The organism is Mycobacteroides franklinii (assembly GCF_001853795.1).
Taxonomy (GTDB): Bacteria; Actinomycetota; Actinomycetes; order Mycobacteriales; family Mycobacteriaceae; genus Mycobacterium; species Mycobacterium franklinii.
In genome coordinates this window covers 832,017-852,259 of sequence record NZ_MLIK01000004.1, presented here as the reverse complement: position 1 = coordinate 852,259, position 20,243 = coordinate 832,017, and the positions used below count along the sequence as shown (strand labels likewise).

Here is a 20,243-nt window from a genome sequence, read left to right as displayed (position 1 = left end):
GGGTGAGTATCCGCTGGTCGCGGCATGCTTGATCTTGGTATCTCGCGTCTCAAATGGGACGCCGTAAATATTGTTTGCCAGTGGGTCTGACGCGATCTTGGCTTGTGGCTTATGCTGGGTCGATTGTTGGACCGCAATGTATGACGTGGTTGCGGGTGTCGGGAGGGGTGGACGGTCGGTGGGTTCTGTGAATCGCGATGTGACCGAGGCGACAGGGGTGTTGACCTGCCGGGATCTCACTCATTCCAGCGAACTGCAGACGGTATCTGCCGCCACGTCGGTGTCTGCCGGTGATGCCGGTCGTCGGGGGGCTGCTGTTTTCGCTGGCGCGGTGTTGACGGTGGTGGGGGTCGCCGGTCTACACGGCTTGTATCGGGCCGGTGGCGATCCCTGGGCCTGGGGTGTGTGGGTCGTGGCGCTGCTGGCAGGGATGACGGCGCTGGGTGGTGGGATCAAACTCATCACCTGGGGTATCAAGCCGGTGATCGCCGCTGTGTCTGCTGCCGGCAAGGAACGGTTCTCTGAGTCGGTGCAGGCGGTGGCCGCGTCGGGGGCGGTTATCGCCGGAGCGCTGGGTATGTGGTGGACGTTGCGCGGCGGCTACAGCACCTGGTGGCAGCACCTTTCAGGAGAACCCAGCTGGACACTGCTGCTCGGTATCGGGCAGATGCTGGTGGCCGTGCTCGCCGGAGCGGCCCTGTTCACGGGCGGTAAGTACCTCGCGGGCCTGGCCAAAGATGCCTTGACCGATGCTGGGATGCTCGGTGCTCGTGTCCGCACCCCTATTGCCGAAGGTGTTGGGGCGCAGCGTAATGAGTCGCGCAAGAAGCACGACGAGTCGTTGTGGCATCCGGGTCTGCTCGCGGCGTTGATCGGCGGCGGGGCCGGGTTGGTGCTGCTGGCCGCTGGGATCACGCCCCGGCTGTATGTGTGGATCACCGGGCCCAATGTGCTTCCCGCTGTGGCCGCGATCGCGGCCACGTTGGCGTGGGGGATCGGGTCGAATCTGGGTTGGTGGAAAGGCCTGGCGGGCCTCTACACGTGGGCCACGGATGCTTCCCAGAAAGCCACTGCGACAGCCGGTGTCATAGCAGTACTGATGTTCTCGGCCAGCGGGCTGGGTCTCGGCTGGTTTACCCCGGCCACGGTGCCCCAAGCGCATGCCCAATGCCCGCCCGATTGCGGCGGCGGCTCCAACGGGACCAACTCTTACGGCCCGGATGCCTCCCAGTTCCAGCCGCCGCAGATGCCTAATCAGATGCCGGACTATCAGGGCGGGATCAACCAGCCACCGATGGACCAAAACAGCTCGATATCGATCTACAACACTCAAGCCCCCTCGATCAGTAATAACGGGGCTCAGGGCTCTAGTGGACAGCAGGGGCCTCAGCAAGGTTGGGATCAGCCCGCGCACGGCACCCAAATCCCTGACTACCAAAACGCTACCCCGTACACCCAAGGACCAGGAAAACCGAACCCAGATTTCAACCCGGGATCGCAAGGTGGGCAAGCCAATCAAGGCGCGCAGAGCGGTAATCAGAGCGCTCAACAGCCCCAGCAGCAGCCACCTCAAAACCAGCCACCGCAGAACAACACTGGGCAGCAGCCTGATCAGCAGTCACCGAATCAGTCTGATCAGCAGCGTCTTGATGAGCTGACCCGCCAGTTACAGGACCAACAGCAGCAGTCCACGCAAGATCGCCAACGTCTTGATGATCTGACCAAACAACTCCAGCAGCAGGGTCAGCAGAAGCAGAACGGCAACCAGAAGCTGCCCAAGGCCCCGTCTAAAGACAAAAAGAAGGACGACAAAGACCAACAGCAGGACCAGTCGGGCAATAACGACCTGTCCGCGTTGTTGATGGGTGCGGCCTCCACGCGCAGACGCAAGCAGGACGATCAACAGCCCCAACCCGACCAACAACAAGGGCCGGACACCCAGGCGCTGGCGCAGGACGGGGCGCAGCTGAGCCAGTCGCTGCCTGGCGACATTGCCAACACTGTTTCTGACAGTGTGAATTTGGGGCAGTCCGCGGGGTCTGCGGCGCAGAATTTCGGCTCGGCCGCGCAGGCAGGGGCCTCTCTGGCGTCGTCGGCGCAGTCCGGTGCGGTTAATCCGATGGACGCAGTTGCGTTGGTACAAGGCGTTTCTGGGGGAATCAGTGACACCGCCGACGCGGTGGGCTCCGGTGCGTCGATCGCCTCGACATGGCTCAATGAGGCCGGTCAGGGCGCACAGCTCGCTGCCGATGCGAACCCGCAACTCAAGCCCCAGGCCCAGCAGGTGCAGCAGCTCACCCAGGCCGGTGGCCAAGTCGCTGACCTGACCGGCCAGGTCGCAGGTGGGGTCTCTCAAGTTTCGGGGATTGTCAACACCGCTTCAAGTCTGGGCACCTCCGGTATGCCCGATACCTCAGGGGCCACCGACGCGCTCTCGGGCACCGCCACAGCGGTCAACGGGCCTGGCGATGTTCCGAAACCACCCACACCACCAACACCGCAGTCCTCGGGTGTGCAGGCACTAGACAGCACCAAGCGGGCACCCCAGCAGCCACCGCAGCCAGTTGCGCCCGCGCAGCCGCAGGCGCCTAAGGCGGCCAGCCCGACGTCAACACCTAAACCGCTGTCCCCGCTGGCGGCTTCGTCGTTGCCGCCGCAGTTGCAGGCCCTCAATAGCGCTTACGCTGCAGCCACGCCGCAGACCTCGAGTCAGCGGTTGTTGTCCTCGGCGTCGGGTGATCCTGCTGAGCCGTCCTCACCGACGTTGCCGGGGGCCACCGAGCCTAAACCGCAGGAGACAGCGCCGGTTGGAAGTTTGACGAGCAATCTCAACCAGGTCGCCGCGGGCCCACCGAAGGGGTCGAGTTGGTATTCAGATCCCAGTGGTGCGGCCAATCATGTGGTTGATGGGCGCACCGCGCATGTGATTTCGCCGCAAGGTGAGCTCAGTACCTATCTGGGTCCCAATGGCAGCCCGGTGCGGTTGATCCAAACCCCCGGTAGTGCCCCGTCTATGAATTTGGGTGAGGCGGGCACGTTGACCAACCTGCATCCGGGCGAAAACGGTGTGTTGCAGGGTGTTTTGAATGGCAATCCGGTCACGTTGCTGACACAGCAGGACCCGAATGGGGTGTTGAGTGGTTTTTCGGTGCGGGGCCAGACCGGGCCATTGCAAACGGCTCCCGGCGGCAAGGTTGAGTACAGCCACCAAAGCACCCCGGTGTCCAACTATGACGCCTCAGGCAAGTGGCTTTCGGATACCAACGAGACCGCCACCTTCCTGGACGGCATGGACAACGGCACCGCGATCGATACCATCACTGACCCGGTCTTGCGCGCCGATTCGGGCGGCATCTCGTCGTGGGTTCACCAGAACCTGCCGGGGGTCCCGAACGTGCCCTACGACATGCACGTATTGACTACCGATGGCTACGCAGGACGCACCCAATTGGGTGCCGTCCTAGATACTGGACTGGCAGCGAGCATGTTCACCCCGGCGGGGCAGGCTGGACGGGCCGCGTGGCTGGGACGCGGCGGTGCCGAGGCTGCCGAACAGGCTATCTCGCCCGTAACTAGCTTCGCCACAAAAGCAGATTTTACAGCTGTGGACATAGACAACGTGGCTGCGCATTTGAGTCGTATGGATCCATTTGAGCCCAACGATGCTATGATTTCGCGGATACGTGACGCCATTTCGCAGGGTGCACCTTTAAGCGACACTCAAGTGAACTTCATGAGGCATGAGCTGACAGAAAATGGCCTCATGAAACAGGGTATGGACTATGAAGCGGCACATGCAGAGGCGCTGATGACACATCCACCTGGGAAAAACTATGATCTCGATCTCATACAAGAGAACCCTTTGTTTGGCCGTTGGTGGAAGCAAATGAATGGATTGCTGCCGTAATGATATTAAACATCGATCGAGCCGGGGCGTCAGCTATAAGTGACGATATTCCGCAAGCCGCCTATACGCCCACTGCGGAGGTAGGGTTTTCTATAGAAGCCTCGACAGGCCTACATTTGGTCGCTCAAAGTGCGCGATATGTCGTGGAGGTTCAAAGAAGGGGTGGAATCATGCCGCGTGCCCTTCTTGGCGGTGAATTCATAGTTTCTACGGGTAGCGCTGCGACCGTCAATATCCTTGTAGGTAATCCATGGGATGAGACCGGGGAGCACGCCATTAAGAGTGAACTAAATCGTCTAAGAGGGTTTGTTCCTGGATTGCCTGAGGATTTTGTGGAAGGCGTTCGTGGTGGGCTTACGCAAAATGAATGGCCACTTCCACCGGGAGTGCTGATTGTTGACCGTGCTGGATATGATGTAATGGAGTCTAGCTCGCCGATATTTATGGAGGCGGCAATGGTGTTGCGCGCTTGTATTAGTGCGGCATTAAGCGGCCGGGCGATAGAACGCGACGCCGAGGCGGCGATGCTTAAATTTGCGTCGATGATCCAGAAGTACTGATGCAGAGCTAGTCGCCCGCTCAACCTTCGATTGATCTTTGAAGGCTATTATCCAATCCGGCTCACAATTGATGGGAACTGCGATAGCGTTGCTTTGGGAGACTGGTTTGTCTTTGGGGGTGCGGGATTCCGGTTGTTGGGCCCGCCGCGTCCGTGTAGCTAGGTGAGTGCGTCCCGGAATGTACCCGTGCATTCCGGCTGCGCTGCATCCTGCAGCCATCCTCGTGATGTCAGCGATGTTGAAGGAGTCGGCTGGTCGAGTCTCCGGCGCAGATCCATCTGACTCAGTCCGCAGTCAGTCCGCAGCAGAACTTTCCAAGCCTGATAACGACCAACGGAACCAACGTGCTGACCAGCAGGTCCCTTACTAGGCCAACGTGGCTTGTCCTAACAACCGCCGACTGACGTTCGTTTGCATCGAGAAGGTCGGGAGTTCGATTCTCCCTAGCTCCACCACAAGAACCCCCGCTAGCCGGGGGTTCTTTTTTGTTGGGATGGGTGGGACGAGCGCTTTAGTCCGTGGGTTCGTCTGTTGGTTCGGGCTCGTCCTTGAGCTTGGTGGTGCGGCCCGGGTTGCCGATCCGGCGGTTGAGTGCGTACACGGGAGCAGCCGCTCGCGCCACCAGTGGCGGAATCGCCTGGCGTGCCCTGCGGGTGTTGAAGAGCCCAGCATTCATGCCGATACCTATAAGGGTCATCGCCACGATCGCCGCTATCCCGACGAACGTCGTCGTCATACGACCCACAGTATCGTCAAATGCTGAAGCATTCAGCTGATGGTTGACGGGGCGATGCCGAACGCGCGGCCGAAGGCGTAGGAGAAGGCGGCGGGCGTGGCATATCCCAGCCGTCCGGCCACCTGAGTCACCGAATGATCGCGCAGCAGCGGCACCGCGGCCAGCAGCCGCGCCCGCACGCGCCATGCGGCCGGGCTCAAGGCGACCTCATCGCGGAAGCGGCGAGTCAGCGAGCGCTCGCTCGTGTTCAGCCGCAGCGCCCACTGCGCATTGGACACCGATACCTCCGGCGCATCGAGGTAGGCGCGGCACAGCTCGGCGAGGTCGGCCGATCGCGGCATATCGACGTGCAGTGGCAGCGCGGTGAAGAATGCCAGCTCGTGCAGCAGGAGCGCGGTGAGCGCTCCGTCACGGCCGGACCGGTCATAGTCGGCAGCCAGATCTGCTGCAGCACTGAGCAGTTCGTGCATCAATGGACTGACGTCGACCACCACGCACGACGACGGCCACCACGGAACGGCCGAGGGTTCGATGTAGAGGCTGCCGGTGCGCACCTCCAACATGCGCACCCGGTGGCGCGTGCGCGCCGGGATCATGACGGCGCGGCGGGTGGGTACCGTCCATGTCCCGGCGTCGGTATCCACGATCATCGTGCCGGTGGTTCCGTAGAGGAACTGTGCACGCCGGTGCTGATGCCAGTCCAGCAGCTGCCCGTTGGTGTAGTCGGTGCTGATCGGTAGGACATCGTGGGGCAGGTCGTCGACGTCGGCGAGCGGTACGTTCCGCATCGTGTCAGGATATGGCCGAAAGTCGAATGAATCGAGCTGGCTTTCGATTGTTCGCGTGCGACGCGTCGGATGGACTGGTTCCATGGACGTGCTCGTGTTGGTGGTGATCGGAGTGCTTACGGGCCTCACCACCGTGTTGTTCGGTTTCGGCGGCGGTTTCGTCACTGTGCCGGTAATCATGTGGGTCGATGGTGTGCTGGGTGCGGCGGCGCCGGAGGTGGCCGTTGCAACCTCTGCGGTGGTCATGGTGGTCAGCGCGGCCGCGGCCACCGCGGCGACGCCGCGAACCACGTTGTTCTACTTGCGAAGTGCCGCAACACTCGTGGTCTTGCTGGGGTGTGGCGGCGTGCTCGGTGCGGGGCTGGCCCGGTTGGCGTCACCGCAGCTGACGACATGGGGTTTCGTGGTCTACCTGGTGATCACAATCCTCGATGTGCTGCTGCGGCCCGGTTTCCTGCGCCGCGCCACCGTGATTGACGGGCCCCAACGCGAGTTCGCGATTCCTCCCGCCTTGGGCGTTCCCATCGGTGCGGTGGCCTCTTTCCTGGGAGTGGGTGGCAGCGTCATGACGGTTCCGTTGTTGCGCCGCGGTGGCCAGCCGATGAATGTGGCGACCGCACTGGCGAATCCGTTGACGCTGGCCATCAGTGTGCCGGCGCTGGCGATCTTTCTGACCAGCACCTCGGCAGCGGTGGCGGGTGAGCCGTACTTCGTCGGCGCGGTGGATTTCCGTTCCGCGATCGCGCTGCTCGCCGGGGCTCTACCGGTGCTGTTTTGGCTACGACGGCGGCCGCCACGGCTGCCCGATACCGTGCATGCCTGGGCTTATGTCGGACTGCTCGTTGTTTCGGCCCTGGCGATGCTTACTGCTCGCGCACCGTGAGTAGTACCTTTCCGACAGTCTCGGAGGAGTCCAGCAGCCGGTGCGCTTCTGCGGCATTGGTGATCGGAACCTCGGCGGCGACGACGGGTGCCACGGCTCCCTCGTCGATCAGCGGCCACAGCCGCCGTCGGAGTTCGGCGATGATCTCGGCCTTGGAGCCAGGCCCCTGCTCGGGCCGGCGACGCAGGTTGGTCGCGTGTACCGATCCCCGCTTGAACAGCAGCGCACCAAGATTCAGCTCAGCGCTGGCCCCACCCTGCAATCCGATGATCGTCAGGTGGCCGTTCTCGGCGAGCGCCTCCACATTCTTGGGCAGGTAGCTGCCGCCCATGATGTCGAGGATGACATTGGCCCCGGAGTACTCGGCGTTGACCACCGCCGGGAAATCCTGCTCGCGGTAGTTGATCAGCGTCTGCGCACCGAGCTCGCGGCACCGATCCAGCTTGAACTGCGTTCCGGCGGTCACCGCCACATTCGCGCCCAATGCGCGGCCCACTTGTATTGCATGCGTGCCGATTCCGCTACCGCCGCCGTGAATCAGCAGCGTCTGCCCGCTGCGCAGACCGCCCGTCATCACCACGTTCGACCACACGGTGGCGGCGGTTTCCGGCAGGGCTGCCGCACCGGTGACGCTGACGCCCTGCGGCACGGGCAGCACCTGCGTAGCGGCGACGTTGACTCGCTCGGCATATCCGCCGCCGGCCATCAGCGCGCATACCGCATCGCCGGGTGACCAATCCTGCACCCCGGCACCCACTTCGGCGATGTAGCCGGAAACCTCGAGGCCAGGGATCTCGCTGGCGCCGGGTGGCGGCGGGTACAGGCCCAGGCGTTGCATCACGTCGGCCCGATTGACGCCCGCGGCCACCACATCGATGGCCACCTCTCCGGGGCCCGGGGCGGGCAGGTCTGCCACCTGAGCCCACTCCATGACCTCGGGATCACCAAAACCGTTGAGTGTTATCGCATACATGCGGCCTGCCTCCTTGCGTTGCCGTCTGGCCGATTGCTCTCATCATCCGTTATGTGGAGGCTATGGGCCGGGGTATCTCGCCGAAGGTGTGGCGTAACCGCTCCATCGGCGGAATGCTGAGAGCATGACCAAGCGCATCCTGAATGTCGTCACCAACGTCGCGCACTACGAGGACCCGTCGGAGCCGACGGGATTATGGCTCTCGGAGTTGACACACGCGCATGACGTGTTCGCCGCGGCGGGTTATGAACAGAAGATCGTCAGTCCGAGGGGAGGGCTCTCGCCGTTGGAGCCACGCTCGCTGAAGTTCCCGAACTACGACAAGAGCGCAAAGGCGTGGAAAGCCGACGATGCCAAGATGGCCCTGCTGGCCAACACCGCCTCACCCGATGAGATCGACGCGGCGGAATTCGACGCGATCTACTTCACCGGCGGCCATGCGGTGATGTTCGACTTCCCCGATAGCGAAGGCCTGCAGCGTATTTCGCGTGAGATCTTCGAACGTGGGGGAGTCGTGTCCTCCGTATGTCACGGCTACGCCGGCCTGCTCAACACCACGCTCTCCGACGAATCGCTGCTGGTCGCCGGGCGCAAGCTCACCGGGTTCTCCTGGACGGAGGAGGTACTGGCCCGGGTGGACAAGCTCGTGCCCTACAACGTCGAAGAGGAGATGAAAAAGCGCGGCGCCCGCTACGAGAAGGGTCTGATCCCGTTCGCGTCGTACGTCGTCGCCGATGGCCGGTTGGTGACGGGCCAAAACCCCGGATCCGCCAAGGCGACGGCCAAGAAGGTCGTCTCGGTATTGGCGGGCTGAGTACGAACTACCTTTCGGCGGGCGCGATTTCGATGGCGAAGGACGCCTGCTGTCGGCGAGTTACCCACACGCCGATCTCGCTCAACGGGCCCAGCAGCCAATACTTGCGATTGAGGATCTTGCGGACCCGTGGGCTATCGGTGAACTCGAGAACACGGGCAGTGCCCTCGACGATCGGCGCCCCCGCGGTGAGCTTCCCGCGAACATCGCAGGGCTGCAACGTGACCGACGGGTTACGGCGGATGCGTTTCACCTTGTATGCGCCGACTTCCGAGAAGAAGTAGAGCTTGCCGTCGTCGGGAGCAATCCAGACCGGGCTGGAGACCGCGGTGCCGTCCTTGCGATAGCTCGTGAACGACACATAGTTGGCCCGGCCGACTACATCCCAATCGGTCATGCTTGTCTCCCTTGTTCGGTGAGTCCGCGTCCAGCTGCCATCATTTCAGGGCCTCACGCAGGGTGGCCTGCGCGAGTTTTATTGCGGCCGTCGCGGCATGGCTGGAGCGCAGCGCGTTGAGCATCATGAAGTCGTGGATGATCCCGCCGAAGCGCACCTGCACGACGGGCACACCGGCCTCACGGAGCTTGGCGCCGTAGGCCTCGCCGCCGTCGCGCAGTACGTCGGCCTCGGCGGTGATGACCAAAGCCGGTGGCAGGCCAGAGAGTTGGTCGATGGTTGCCCGCAGGGGTGACGCGTAAATCTCCTCGCGTTGGCCGTCATTCTCGGTGTATTGATCCCAAAACCATTTCATGCCTTCGCGGGACAGAAAGTAGTGTTCCGCGAACTGGTGATACGACGGGGTGTCGAAGTCGGCTGCGGTCACGGGATACAGCAGCACCTGGTGGCGGATGGAGACATCACCACGGTCCTTGGCCATGAGGGTGAGCACCGCCGCCATATCGCCGCCCACCGAATCGCCCGAGACGGCGAATCGTGAAGCATCCAAGCCTTTTTCGGCCCCGTGAGCGAAGACCCATTGCGCGGCCGTGTAGTTCTGCTCGATCGCTATCGGATACTTCGCTTCCGGGGAAAGGTCATACTCGGGGAACACCACGGCAGCTTCGGCGCCCACCGCCAATTCGCGGACCAGCCGATCGTGCGTATGCGCATTGCCGAACACCCAACCCGCACCGTGGATGTAAAAGACCACGGGCAGCGCCCCGGTGGTGCCGACGGGCTTGACGATGCGGACCTTCACCGATCCTGTGGGTCCGCCGTCGACGGTGATCCACTCGTCGTCGACATCCGGCATGTCTACGGGGCCGGATTGCACTTCGTCGACGGCCTTGCGTCCGTCCTGGGGTGACAGCTGATAGAGGAACGGCGGAGAGTTGGTGGCCCGACAGAACTCCGCTGCCTCGGGCTCGAGTATTGGCTTGATGTCCGTCATGTTGCCTCTCGCATCGTGCTGTTGGCCGGCCGTTTCAAGACATTGGTCCCACGACATCGCATAGGCGACCATCTCCATCCTTGCCGACTTGCGTGACGCAGGCACCCGACTGGCCGAATTCCGCAACGCGTTGGTCACTTGTCGCGCCACGCAGCGTGTCGACGTGCCGCATAGTGACCTGCGGCAGCTCGCCCCGTCGTTGTTCCGGTTGTGCATTCCGGGTGGTCAGGCTCGCCTGCTGAACTGCTATCTCTGGCTGGGGCCGGATGGGGTGACGCCGCTGCCGTTGACGCCTGCGGCGCGTGATCTGCCCCACTTCCCAGCGTGCTCCCAGGTTGGCCGTCCACACTTCTAGGGTGACGCGGACACGGTGGGCCGGGTTGGGTCTTCTTGCCAGTGCTCTGGTCGCGGGCTGCTCTCAGCCAGTCAGTCCTGCGGCGGAGAAGCCGCCCACTCCGGAGCTCACTGAATTGAAAATCGATGCTTCGGCGGCAGATTCACTGTTCGCAGGTCTCGACGAGGTCAAGTCCCTGGGCTTCCCGACGGCCGATACGACACATACCGACACCGCACCGGTCTACGGGCCTGCCATCAACTCCGCGGACCCGTGCGGGTTATTGCACGCCACGGCGCAGGGCGACCTGGGCGATGGTTGGCAGGCATACCGTGAGCTCAACGTCGCCAGCACGGCAGACCCGCGTCAAACGCTGCACGAGACCGTTGCGATCTTTCAAGACAAGCCCGCCGCCCAAAGCGAATTTCAACGGCTGACAGAAGCCTTCAACAAGTGCAGGGCGCAGTCGCCGGGCGGGTACTCGTTCGGCATGAGCAATGCGATCACGCTTTCGTGGGGCGATAACACCGGTGCGACACGCGTGCACATCACCGGCAATGTGGTGTACGGGGTGAGCTCCTCGGGCGCCACCGACAACGCCGAGGTCGCGGGCCAGGTCGCCAACCAGCTGAAGACCAACATCATCGACCCTGCTTAGAACCACCGTTCACTCGGTACTGTCCCGGTGTGCTTACCGAGCTGTATCACGCTGCGATTGTTTTCCTGGTAGTCCTGGCCATCGTCACTTTTGTCAGCGGCTTCTGGTTCACCAATCCCTACGGCAGGTTCGCCAAGCCGGGCGAGAGGTTCACCGCGCCCGCCAAGGTGGGTTGGCTGATCTTCGAATGCCCGCAGTGGTGGGCGTTCACCATCACCTTCTGGACCGTCGCGCATCATCACGGTGTGCCGGCGCTGGTGCTGTACGTACTGTGGCAATGCCACTATCTCTACCGCGGACTGATCTATCCGCTCTCGCGTAGGGACAGCGGAAAACGCTTCCCCTACAGCGGGATTGCGTTCGGATTCATATTCAACGCGGTCAATGGTTTTGCCAATGGGTACGCGGTCGCCTTCGCCGCGCATCTGCGCAGCGCTGCGTGGTTCACCGACCCCCGGTTCATCCTCGGTGTGCTTGTCGCCCTCGCCGGATGGATCGTGAACTTCCATGCCGACCGCATTCTCATCAATCTGCGGGCCGACGGTTTCGATGGCTACCGCATCCCGTACGGCGGCGCGTTCCGGTGGGTGTCGGCGGCCAACTACTTCGGCGAAATCATTCTCTGGGCGGGTTGGGCGTTGATGGCGTGGACGCTGCCCGGATTGATCTTCGTGCTGTTTTCCATCGCGAATCTGCTGCCGCGCGCTCTCGCGATTCATCGCTGGTATCGCGAGACGTTCCCCGGCGAGTACCCGCGCGAGCGCAAGGCCATCGTGCCGGGGCTGCTGTAGGGGACCTAAGACCCGACTTTTACGCACTTCTTCAAAACGTAAGCGATTCGTGTAACACTGAGTTACACGATCGATGTGGAGGTAGTGCGAATGGCTGTTCCGGTAATGGCCTCATACCCGAAGACTCGGCGTATCAGGTTCTGGTTCGGCGACCCGGTGCCTATGCGAAGGCACTTCGCCGACAACGATATTGCGCTCAGCCACGTGCTGGCAGGTGCCTCTGCGGTGTTCCCGCCGGGGGAGGAGTTCTTCGTCCGATCAGTGCGTCGCTACGCCGACAGAATCACCGAGCCGACGCTCAAGAAACGTGTCGCGGGGTTCATCGGTCAGGAGGTCACCCATGGCCTGCACCATCGCGAGCTCAACGAAAAGCTCACCGAGATGGGCTATCGCAGCAGGATGGTCGAGACGATCGGGCGGCGTTCCGGCAAGGTCGAAGACCTTGTCGACAAGTACCTACCGGACATGGACCGTCTCAAGTACGTCCGGCTGACCATGCTGGCCGCGACGGCTGCGCTGGAGCACTACACCGCTGTGCTGGCCGAGCGACTGCTGGAAAGCGGTGAGCTCCAGGACATGGTGACCGATGACGAGGTGCGGAACCTGTTGTATTGGCATGCAATCGAGGAGCTTGAGCACAAATCGGTGGCCTTCGACGTCTACCGAGCGGTCGGCGGACCCGAATGGCTGCGGCGCGCGGTAATGGCCGTCATCTGGACGGGGACGGTGCCGTTCGCGACCGCAGGCTCGTGGTTCTCCATCGCGTGGAGCGATCCGGCGGGACGGCGCCAGCCGGCGCGGGTGTTACGCGAAACGGTCGGGTTGATCCGCGGCCCGCTACTCAACGACGGCATGATCGGCAGGCTCGCCGTCTATATGAAGAAGGACTTCCATCCCGACGATCTCGACACCGAAGCGCTGCTGGAGCGGTGGCGCGCTGAATTATTCGGCGCCGAGGGCACTCTGGTTGATCACTTGAAGTAGAGACAACAATGGCCCGGGCTTGCGGCCCGGGCCATTGTCACGTTCTGCTGTGTTCAGCAGCTCAGTGCGACATGCGCGACCTTGCGGTCGATCGTCGGCACCGTGGTGGGGTTGTTACGCACATCCCTGGCCGGCTGCACATTGCTCACAGGCGACTCCTGCGTAACCGACTCGACGGTGCACTTGCTCAGATCACCGGCGCCCGTCTTGGAGACGATCACTCGGTACCCGCTTGACTTGAGGTCATTGATGACAGTGTTAGCATCGCCCGATCCAGATGGTCCGGCGAGGGCGACACTTGCCGATCCCAGCGACGCCCCGATGACGCCAGCTGCGGCAATACCTGCAAATAGCAACTTCTTCATGATTTCACTCCTCTCGCCTCACTCCTCGCGGCCTCGCTGTTACGGAAACGTTTCCGTCCACCACATCGAGACCCGACCCCCGACGCCCAGACTCAAGCCTGAATCATCAACGTTCGTGAATCTGTCCTGTCCAACGTGGTAATACTCAGATTGATTCCCGCTCTGCGAAATTGACGCCAAATTCATAGCTTCGCCTGCGCTCGTTCTTAGGTGGCGCTGCTCGCGCTGGGGTGGCGGGACGGCTCCCAGCGAACCGGCAAATCCAGTTAGGTGAGGCTAACTAGACGTTGCAGTTAAGGGAGATGTACACCAATCTGTGGTCGAGCACCCGGACCGGCAGCACCAGCCACTTTCCGCTGGGCATCCAGGTGCGCTGATACTCGGTGCGATACACATCCTGTCCGTTGCGGATGTTGGACACGGTGCACTTGTTGGTAGGTGCGCTGCCGCTGCGGTCGATGATGACCTGATAGCCCTGCGCCTGATACTGGTTGATAACCGACTGTGCGTCATCGGCGAGTGCTGTACCGGGGGTGAGGGCCAACAGCGCACCGGCACCTACTGCCGCCAGGCACAACCGGCTCAACCGAACCACCGTGTTCATCTCACACCGTCCTCACAGGATTTAACTCTGGGCCACACAGACATTGTTCCCTATAGGTGCCATCGATTTTTCGTTCCGAATCGATACAGTGGCCGGGTGCTGAAGCCGGTGACCGTCAAGAGCTGGGGAATCTGGGCCACCTGTGTGCTTGCGCTCGTTACCGTGCCGGTGGCTGGGTGTGGCCGAAGCGTCCAGAATCCCGTCAACCACAACGTCCAGATCGGAAACATCGCCTCGCTGAGGAGCCAGTTCGGGCCCGAATTCGTGGTCAAGACCATGGAGCCGGCGGGAATGGACCCCAAGCTGCTCTCGCCGGCTCCACTGCCGCCGGGTATGACGGTCGACCCTCCCGGATGTGCCAAGTACAGCGGTGGCAGCACGGTGCCCGCAGGGCTTAAGGGAAATATGGCGGCCTTGACCGCGACGGGTGCGGGGAATCAGTACGTGGCAGTGGCCGTGGAAACCTCGCAGGAAGTCCCCTTCGATCCGGCCGTGTCGGCGGACTGCAAGAAGGTCGGTTTCCGCGGTAACGGGATCGCGGGGCAGACCGAGGTGATCGACGCGCCCGCCATCGACGGCGCGCGCACGCTCGGCATGAAGCGCGACGTGCTCAGTGGCACCTCCGGGCGGGCGGTCGGCCAGGAAGTTCTGAACTATTCGGCATATCTGGGCCGCTACATGGTGGCGGTCACGGTCAGTCCGATCGCCGTCGGCAATGTCCCGCCCGCGCTGCCGGACGGCAAGCGTGCATCGGATCTGCTGGTCAAGGCGGTTGCGGCGGTGCGCTCCTAGCGCACGTCGCGGGGCCGGTACTGCAGGCTGATACGTGGCCCCACCGGCTTGGACGTCTTCGGGATGGCGTGTTCCCAGGTTCGTTGGCAGGAGCCGCCCATCACCAACAGGTCTCCGTGGCCGACGTTGATGCGGATCGAGTCGCCACCGAGCCGTGGTCGCAGGGCGAAAGTACGTGTGGCGCCAATGCTTACGATCGCGACCATGGTGTCTTCACGTAGGCCGCGGCCTATGGTGTCGCCGTGCCACGCCACGCTGTCGGTGCCGTCGCGGTACTGGCACAGGCCCACCGTGGTGAAGGGTTCGCCGAGTTCGTTGGTGTACTCGCCATTGAGCCGGTCGCAGATGGTCTCCAGCACCGGATGCGGTGGTGACCCCGCCGTCAGGTCATGGAAGCTGACCAGCCGCGGGACGTCGAGAGTGCGGTCGTACATGCGTCGGCGTTCGGCACGCCAGGGCACCTGCGCCAACAGCTGGCCCATGAGATTGTCCGCACGTCCGAGCCATTCATGATGCACCTCAAGCCAAGCGCCGCCCGCCAACTCACGGCGCGGGACCGGCGGAGCGCCGAACAGTGATGCTTGAACCGTGTGTGTCACACCTTCATGGTATCGCACACATGTTCGATTGCGCGGCAAGCTAGCGTCATCTCATGACGGATGTTCCAGTGCTGGGTGCCAATTCAGAGGTGGGACGGCTGCGGGTAGTGGTGTTGCACCGGCCGGGCGACGAGCTCAAGCGGCTGACTCCGCGCAACAACGATCAGCTGCTGTTCGACGGGCTGCCCTGGGTGGCGCGCGCCCAGGAGGAACACGACGCCTTCGCCGAGGTGCTGCGTTCGCGCGGTGTGGAAGTGCTGCTGCTCTCCGATTTGTTGCGCGAGGCGCTCGCCAGCGGTGCGGCCAGGGTGCAGGGCATCTCGGCCGCCGTCAATGCGCGCAGGCTGGGCTACGCCCTGGCACAGGATCTTTCGGGGTATCTGCGGACGCTGGATGCCGCCGATCTGGCGTACGTGCTGATGTGCGGGATGACGTTCGACGAACTGCCGGTGGGTGGCAAGGTGGGGCAACCGTCGCTGGTGCGGACCATGCATCACGGATCGGACTTCGTCATCGAACCGCTGCCGAACCTGCTGTTCACCCGCGACTCGTCGTTCTGGATTGGCCGTAAATTCGCGATCACTTCCCTGGCGCTGCCGGCCCGGGTGCGCGAGACCTCGCTCACCGATCTGATCTATGCCCATCACCCACGGTTCCTCGGGGTACGCCGCGCCTACGAGTCGCACTCGGCCCCGGTCGAGGGTGGCGACGTGCTGCTGTTGGGGCCCGGCGTGGTAGCGGTCGGAGTGGGGGAACGCACCACCCCTGCCGGTGCGGAAGCCCTGGCGCGCAGCCTGTTCGACGACGGTCTGGCCCACACCGTGCTCGCGGTGCCCATCGCGCAGGAGCGGGCGTCGATGCATCTGGACACCGTCTGCACCATGGTCGACACCGACGCCGTGGTGATGTACCCGGCTATTCAGGATTCGTTGTCGGCGTTCACCATCCGCCGCACCGAGGGTGGCGTCAGCATCTCGGGTTCAGAGCCCTTCGTCGAGGCCGCGGCCGATGCGATGGGTATCGGCAAGCTACGCGTCATCGATACCGGACTTGACCCGGTCACGGCCGAACGTGAGCAATGGGACGACGGGAACAACACCCTGGCACTGGCGCCCGGCGTCGTCGTCGCCTATGAACGGAACGTGGAAACCAATGCCCGCCTCGAGGATTCCGGTGTTGAGGTGCTTGCCATCTCGGCGTCGGAGCTCGGGACGGGTCGGGGTGGACCGCGCTGTATGTCCTGCCCGGTGTCGCGCGACCTGCTCTAGGCGCCGACACGCCGTCCTATGGCGAACATGTGCGATACGAACACGCCGCGACACGGCGTGTCGGCGTGAACACGGCTAGCGCCAGCTGGGCAGCCACATCTCCATGTTCCACATGAACGGTGAGATGGCGGCACCGGTGAGGATCGGATACAGCCAGGCGAAGTTGGTGACCACCAATGCCACGTAGAACGTTGCGAGGAACATTCGCAACGTCTTTCGTTCCGGGTTGGCCGTCGGCTTACGTAGGAAGTCGCCGACGATGAACGCGATCATCATGACCAGGAACGGCACCATCGGCGCGGCGTAGAAGAAGTACATCTGCCGGTCGATGTTCATGAACCAGGGCAGCCACCCCGAGCAGTAGCCGACGAGTGCCGCCGCGTAGCGCCAGTCACGCCGGACCACCGTCGCCCACGTCGCCCACAACAGCACCGGAACCGCCAGCCACCAGATGGCCGGCGTGCCCACCAACAACACCGCGCGCACACAGGAATTGGCGCCGCAGCCGGGGACGTTCTTGTCCTCGATGGCGTAGAGCAGCGGTCGCAGCGACATCGGCCAGGTCCATGGTTTGGATTCCCACGGATGGTGATTGCCATTGGAGTTGGTCAGCGTCGAATGGAATGTGTAGACGCTGTGCGTGTAGTACCAGAGCGAGCGCAGGGCATCGGGCATCCACCCGCCGACACCGATCTGCCGTCCCTCGGCGTGCCGGTTGATGCCCGTCTCGGACGCGAACCACGACCAGTACGAGGCCATGTACACGATGAACGGAATGACCAGCAGCGCATACAAAGCGGGCCCCAGATCGCGCACCGCGGTGCCGGCCCAGGGACGCCGCACGCCGTAGGCGCGACGCGCCGCGATATCGAACGCGATGCACAGCACGCCGAAGAATGCGATGAAGTACAGGCCCGACCACTTTGTGCCGCAGGCCAATCCAAGCAGGATTCCGGCACCGAAGCGCCACCAGCGCACCCCCAGTCGTGGGCCCCACGGGGTGTCGCCGATGCGCCCGTCAAGGTATGCGTGGTAAAGCCGTTCCCGAACCTGGTCCCTGTCGACGATCAGCGCGCCGAACGCGGCCACCACGAAGAGCACCTGATACACGTCGAGCAGCGCGGTGCGTGCGGTGACGAAGCTGACTCCGTCCGCGATCAGTAAGACTCCGGCGATGGCGCCCACCATGGTGGACCGGCTGATCCGCCGGGCGATCCGGGCAACCAGCAGCACGATGATGGTGCCTGAGAGCGCCGCCGCGAATCGCCAGCCGAACGGGTCGTATCCGAACAGCCATTCACCGAGGGCGATCATCTGTTTGCCGATGGGCGGATGCACCACCAGCCCGTAGCCGGGGTTGTCCTCGACGCCGTCGTTGGTGACAACCTGCCAGCCCTGCGGCACGTAATGCTTCTCGTCGAAGACGGGGGTGCCGCGGTCGGTGAGGGCGCCAAGATTGATGAACCGGGTCAGGGCTGCAATGACCGTGATGACGACGGTCATCACCCAGCCACGGAATCGGTCGGTGGGTCCGAAGTCCGCGGGCGGTATCCGGGGCCCCGGCGACTGGAGATCCGACTCGGCTGCCGAGGTCGGCGGCAGGGTTGCGGGCGCGATCACACGGTCGATCGTAAGGGAGGACCCTGGCGGGGCGACTTGGAGCGGCGGGCTGCAGCGGTAGCGACGAGGGGATTTAGTCTTGCGGGATGGGGAACTTGCTGCTGGCGGCGACACCGCTGGGTGAGCCGGGGGATGCCTCACCCCGATTGCGTGAGGCGCTGGCCAAGACCTCGGTGGTGGCCGCCGAGGACACCCGCCGTGTTCGGGCCCTCGCGAAGTCGCTGGACGTGCAGATCAGCGGCCAGATCATCAGCTTCTACGACCAGAATGAGGCCAGCCGCATCGAGCCCCTGCTGGCCGATCTGGAGGCCGGGTACGACGTGTTGGTGGTCACCGACGCGGGGATGCCGTCGATCAGCGACCCGGGATACCGCTTGGTCGCCGCCTGCGTCAAACAGGGGATACCGATCAAATGCCTGCCCGGACCGTCGGCGGTGACGACGGCGCTGGCCGTCTCGGGGCTCCCGGTGGACCGTTTCTGCTTCGAGGGGTTCGCACCCCGCAAGCAGGGGCCGCGGCGCCGGTGGCTCGCCGAGCTGGCGACCGAACCGCGCACCTGTGTGTTCTTCGAGTCGCCGCGGCGCCTGGCGGAGACACTGGCCGACGCGGTGGAGGTGCTGGGGCCCGAGCGCCGGTTGGCGGTCTGTCGCGAGTTGACCAAAACGCATGAAGAGGTGCTGCGGGGCACACTGCGCGAGTTGGCGGCGTGGGCCGAGAGCAACGATGTGCTCGGGGAGATCACGGTGGTGCTCGACGGCGGTCGTCCCGCCGTACCGCAGATCGAGGCCTTGGTGGCCAGGGTCGAAGAGCTGATGGACGACGGGATGGGGCTGCGTGAGTCCTGCGCGACGGCCATCGGAGAGTCCGGTGCGACGCTGTCGCGACGCGACCTGTACGACGCGGTGGTCAAAGCGCGGGCTTGAGCCTGGGTTCGCACGCCGCGATCGCGGTGAGATCGACGGTGGCGGCCGCCTTGTGCAGACATTCCTGCCATTCGGCGTCGACGTCGGAGTCGGCGGTGATGCCACCGCCCACGCCGAGCACGGCACGCCCGTCCGGTGCGATTTCGACGGTGCGGATCGCGACGTTGAGTTCCAGGCCGGCCGCGGGTGAGAGCATCCCGATGGTGCCGCAGTACACCCCTCGGTGATCTGATTCCCATTGGCGAAGCAGTTGGCGTGCACGGGTTTTCGGTGTGCCTGTCACCGACGCGGGCGGAAAGGCGACGGTCAGGAGGTCGCTGGCGGTGGCTTCCAACGGCACCTTGGCCGCAACGGTGGACACCAGATGCCATACGCCGGGTGCCGGGTGCACGGCCAGCAGCTCGGGGACGGTGACAGTGCCGGTGTCGGCGATGCGTCCCAGATCGTTGCGCACCAGATCGGTGATCATGATGTTCTCGGCGACATCCTTGATCGAGGTCAGCAGTGTGGCGGGATCCTCGGTGGCTGCGAGGGTGCCCTTGATGGGGCTGGAGCGGACGTCGGCGCCCTTGCGCCGCAAGAACAATTCGGGTGACAACGAGGCGACGGCACCCCACACGCCGGATAGGAAGGCGGCGCGGGCCGGCGCGGTTCGGGTGACGGCATCGGCGAAGAAGTCCAGCGGTTCACCCGTCAGGGCGCCGCGGAATTGCGTGCACACGCAGGCCTGGTACACCTCACCGGCCGCGATGGCTTCCAGGCAGCGGCCGACGGCATCGCGGTGATGCTCACGGTCGGGTGCCGTCCACTCGATGAACCACGGCAGGGGATCGCGGGGGTGTCGCAGTGCGTGAAGTATCCACTCCGGACATTCCTGATCTAGAAGGCTTTCGTACCACCAGCATTCGTCACCATCGAGCCGCAGTACCGCATTGGTCCAGCCGCCGGCCGCAGCGGGAAGCCGCTGATTACGGCCGGCCGCAGCCCGATCCGGATATCCCAGATAGCCAATCCAGCCACCCCCCACCGCTTCGGGTGGGGCATCGGTCAAATGAGAGGTTTTGTCGCTGAATGCTTGTCGAGGCAGTACCGGGCGAGTGGACAAGGACGGAGCGATGATCGCCCGCGAGCCGTACCACGATCCGATCAGTGCGGCGGGTGCCGGCCGCCCCGTTTCGCGTGTGGCGACGGCCAGCGATCGGAGCACAGCCGGCGGCGGGCCGAGATTGCCGAGCTGCTGGACGCGCATGGAC

At 63.7% G+C, this 20,243-nt stretch carries 19 protein-coding genes and 2 pseudogenes; 11 read left to right on the top strand and 10 right to left on the bottom strand.

Annotation, left to right across the window (positions count from 1 at the left end; all coding sequences use genetic code 11):
* Positions 1 to 187: 187 nt before the first annotated feature.
* A pseudogene (locus BKG76_RS04700) lies at positions 188 to 2,582 on the top strand (hypothetical protein); the annotation flags it as partial.
* 1,495 nt (positions 2,583 to 4,077) lie between these two features.
* Positions 4,078 to 4,467 carry a hypothetical protein gene (locus BKG76_RS24995; protein ID WP_131815787.1) on the top strand — a complete coding sequence of 130 codons (390 nt, stop codon included), beginning with the start codon at positions 4,078 to 4,080 and terminating at the stop codon, positions 4,465 to 4,467.
* Positions 4,468 to 4,978: 511 nt separating this feature from the next.
* On the opposite strand, the gene BKG76_RS04695 is transcribed toward BKG76_RS24995, so the two are convergent.
* Together BKG76_RS04695 and BKG76_RS04690 are read right to left on the bottom strand one after the other, a co-directional pair.
* On the bottom strand, positions 4,979 to 5,203 hold the full coding sequence (locus BKG76_RS04695) for a hypothetical protein (RefSeq protein WP_070936383.1): 225 nt from the start codon (positions 5,201 to 5,203) through the stop codon (positions 4,979 to 4,981).
* A gap of 32 nt (positions 5,204 to 5,235) precedes the next feature.
* Positions 5,236 to 5,991, bottom strand: a complete 756-nt coding sequence (locus BKG76_RS04690) for an AraC family transcriptional regulator (protein ID WP_070936380.1) — start codon at positions 5,989 to 5,991, stop codon at positions 5,236 to 5,238.
* Positions 5,992 to 6,079: 88 nt separating this feature from the next.
* Here BKG76_RS04690 and BKG76_RS04685 point away from each other — a divergent pair, with 88 nt between their 5' ends.
* Positions 6,080 to 6,874 carry a sulfite exporter TauE/SafE family protein gene (locus BKG76_RS04685; RefSeq protein WP_070936873.1) on the top strand — a complete coding sequence of 265 codons (795 nt, stop codon included), beginning with the start codon at positions 6,080 to 6,082 and terminating at the stop codon, positions 6,872 to 6,874.
* On the opposite strand, the gene BKG76_RS04680 is transcribed toward BKG76_RS04685, so the two are convergent.
* Complete coding sequence (locus tag BKG76_RS04680; RefSeq protein WP_070936378.1) at positions 6,855 to 7,847, bottom strand: NAD(P)H-quinone oxidoreductase; 993 nt, start codon at positions 7,845 to 7,847, stop codon at positions 6,855 to 6,857. The two genes, BKG76_RS04685 and BKG76_RS04680, sit on opposite strands and share 20 nt — an antisense overlap.
* 124 nt (positions 7,848 to 7,971) lie before the next feature.
* On the opposite strand from BKG76_RS04680, the gene BKG76_RS04675 reads away from it, so the two are divergent.
* Complete coding sequence (locus tag BKG76_RS04675; RefSeq protein ID WP_070936376.1) at positions 7,972 to 8,661, top strand: type 1 glutamine amidotransferase domain-containing protein; 690 nt, start codon at positions 7,972 to 7,974, stop codon at positions 8,659 to 8,661.
* 7 nt (positions 8,662 to 8,668) lie between these two features.
* Here the strand turns inward: BKG76_RS04675 and BKG76_RS04670 are convergent, their stop codons facing one another.
* Both BKG76_RS04670 and BKG76_RS04665 read right to left on the bottom strand, forming a co-directional pair.
* A complete protein-coding gene (locus BKG76_RS04670; protein ID WP_070936374.1) occupies positions 8,669 to 9,058 on the bottom strand; it encodes a PPOX class F420-dependent oxidoreductase in 390 nt (129 codons plus the stop codon).
* Between the two features lie 40 nt (positions 9,059 to 9,098).
* Positions 9,099 to 10,052 carry an alpha/beta hydrolase gene (locus tag BKG76_RS04665; RefSeq protein ID WP_070936872.1) on the bottom strand — a complete coding sequence of 318 codons (954 nt, stop codon included), beginning with the start codon at positions 10,050 to 10,052 and terminating at the stop codon, positions 9,099 to 9,101.
* 163 nt (positions 10,053 to 10,215) lie between these two features.
* On the opposite strand from BKG76_RS04665, the pseudogene BKG76_RS24750 reads away from it, so the two are divergent.
* The 4 genes and pseudogenes from BKG76_RS24750 to BKG76_RS04650 form a co-directional block, all read left to right on the top strand.
* A pseudogene (locus BKG76_RS24750) lies at positions 10,216 to 10,329 on the top strand (MBL fold metallo-hydrolase); the annotation flags it as partial.
* A 124-nt stretch (positions 10,330 to 10,453) separates the two neighbouring features.
* Positions 10,454 to 11,044, top strand: coding sequence for a sensor domain-containing protein (locus BKG76_RS04660; protein ID WP_070936871.1), 591 nt, complete (start codon positions 10,454 to 10,456; stop codon positions 11,042 to 11,044).
* 29 nt (positions 11,045 to 11,073) lie between these two features.
* Positions 11,074 to 11,835 (top strand): phosphatidylethanolamine N-methyltransferase family domain-containing protein, encoded by a 762-nt coding sequence (locus BKG76_RS04655; protein WP_070936372.1) that lies wholly within the window; start codon positions 11,074 to 11,076, stop codon positions 11,833 to 11,835.
* Positions 11,836 to 11,925: 90 nt separating this feature from the next.
* A complete protein-coding gene (locus BKG76_RS04650; protein ID WP_070936370.1) occupies positions 11,926 to 12,819 on the top strand; it encodes a metal-dependent hydrolase in 894 nt (297 codons plus the stop codon).
* Positions 12,820 to 12,872: 53 nt separating this feature from the next.
* Here the strand turns inward: BKG76_RS04650 and BKG76_RS04645 are convergent, their stop codons facing one another.
* Complete coding sequence (locus tag BKG76_RS04645; protein WP_070936369.1) at positions 12,873 to 13,184, bottom strand: hypothetical protein; 312 nt, start codon at positions 13,182 to 13,184, stop codon at positions 12,873 to 12,875.
* Between the two features lie 280 nt (positions 13,185 to 13,464).
* Positions 13,465 to 13,788: a hypothetical protein gene (locus BKG76_RS04640; protein ID WP_070936367.1), complete on the bottom strand. Its 324-nt coding sequence runs from the start codon at positions 13,786 to 13,788 to the stop codon at positions 13,465 to 13,467.
* A gap of 96 nt (positions 13,789 to 13,884) precedes the next feature.
* On the opposite strand from BKG76_RS04640, the gene BKG76_RS04635 reads away from it, so the two are divergent.
* Positions 13,885 to 14,580, top strand: coding sequence for a DUF5642 family protein (locus BKG76_RS04635; protein WP_070936366.1), 696 nt, complete (start codon positions 13,885 to 13,887; stop codon positions 14,578 to 14,580).
* Here the strand turns inward: BKG76_RS04635 and BKG76_RS04630 are convergent.
* On the bottom strand, positions 14,577 to 15,179 hold the full coding sequence (locus BKG76_RS04630; RefSeq protein ID WP_070936365.1) for an alpha-ketoglutarate-dependent dioxygenase AlkB family protein: 603 nt from the start codon (positions 15,177 to 15,179) through the stop codon (positions 14,577 to 14,579). The two genes, BKG76_RS04635 and BKG76_RS04630, sit on opposite strands and share 4 nt — an antisense overlap.
* A 53-nt stretch (positions 15,180 to 15,232) precedes the next feature.
* Here BKG76_RS04630 and arcA point away from each other — a divergent pair, with 53 nt between their 5' ends.
* The gene (gene arcA / locus BKG76_RS04625) at positions 15,233 to 16,447 is read left to right on the top strand and encodes an arginine deiminase (RefSeq protein WP_070936363.1); all 1,215 of its coding nucleotides are present in this window, start codon (positions 15,233 to 15,235) and stop codon (positions 16,445 to 16,447) included.
* Positions 16,448 to 16,522: 75 nt separating this feature from the next.
* Here arcA and BKG76_RS04620 read toward each other — a convergent pair whose 3' ends face one another.
* On the bottom strand, positions 16,523 to 18,067 hold the full coding sequence (locus BKG76_RS04620) for a dolichyl-phosphate-mannose--protein mannosyltransferase (protein ID WP_070936361.1): 1,545 nt from the start codon (positions 18,065 to 18,067) through the stop codon (positions 16,523 to 16,525).
* 86 nt (positions 18,068 to 18,153) lie between these two features.
* Here BKG76_RS04620 and rsmI point away from each other — a divergent pair, with 86 nt between their 5' ends.
* Positions 18,154 to 18,990 (top strand): 16S rRNA (cytidine(1402)-2'-O)-methyltransferase, encoded by an 837-nt coding sequence (gene rsmI, locus BKG76_RS04615; protein WP_070936359.1) that lies wholly within the window; start codon positions 18,154 to 18,156, stop codon positions 18,988 to 18,990.
* Here the strand turns inward: rsmI and BKG76_RS04610 are convergent.
* On the bottom strand, positions 18,974 to 20,239 hold the full coding sequence (locus BKG76_RS04610; protein WP_070936358.1) for an aminodeoxychorismate synthase component I: 1,266 nt from the start codon (positions 20,237 to 20,239) through the stop codon (positions 18,974 to 18,976). The two genes, rsmI and BKG76_RS04610, sit on opposite strands and share 17 nt — an antisense overlap.
* Positions 20,240 to 20,243 lie beyond the last annotated feature (4 nt).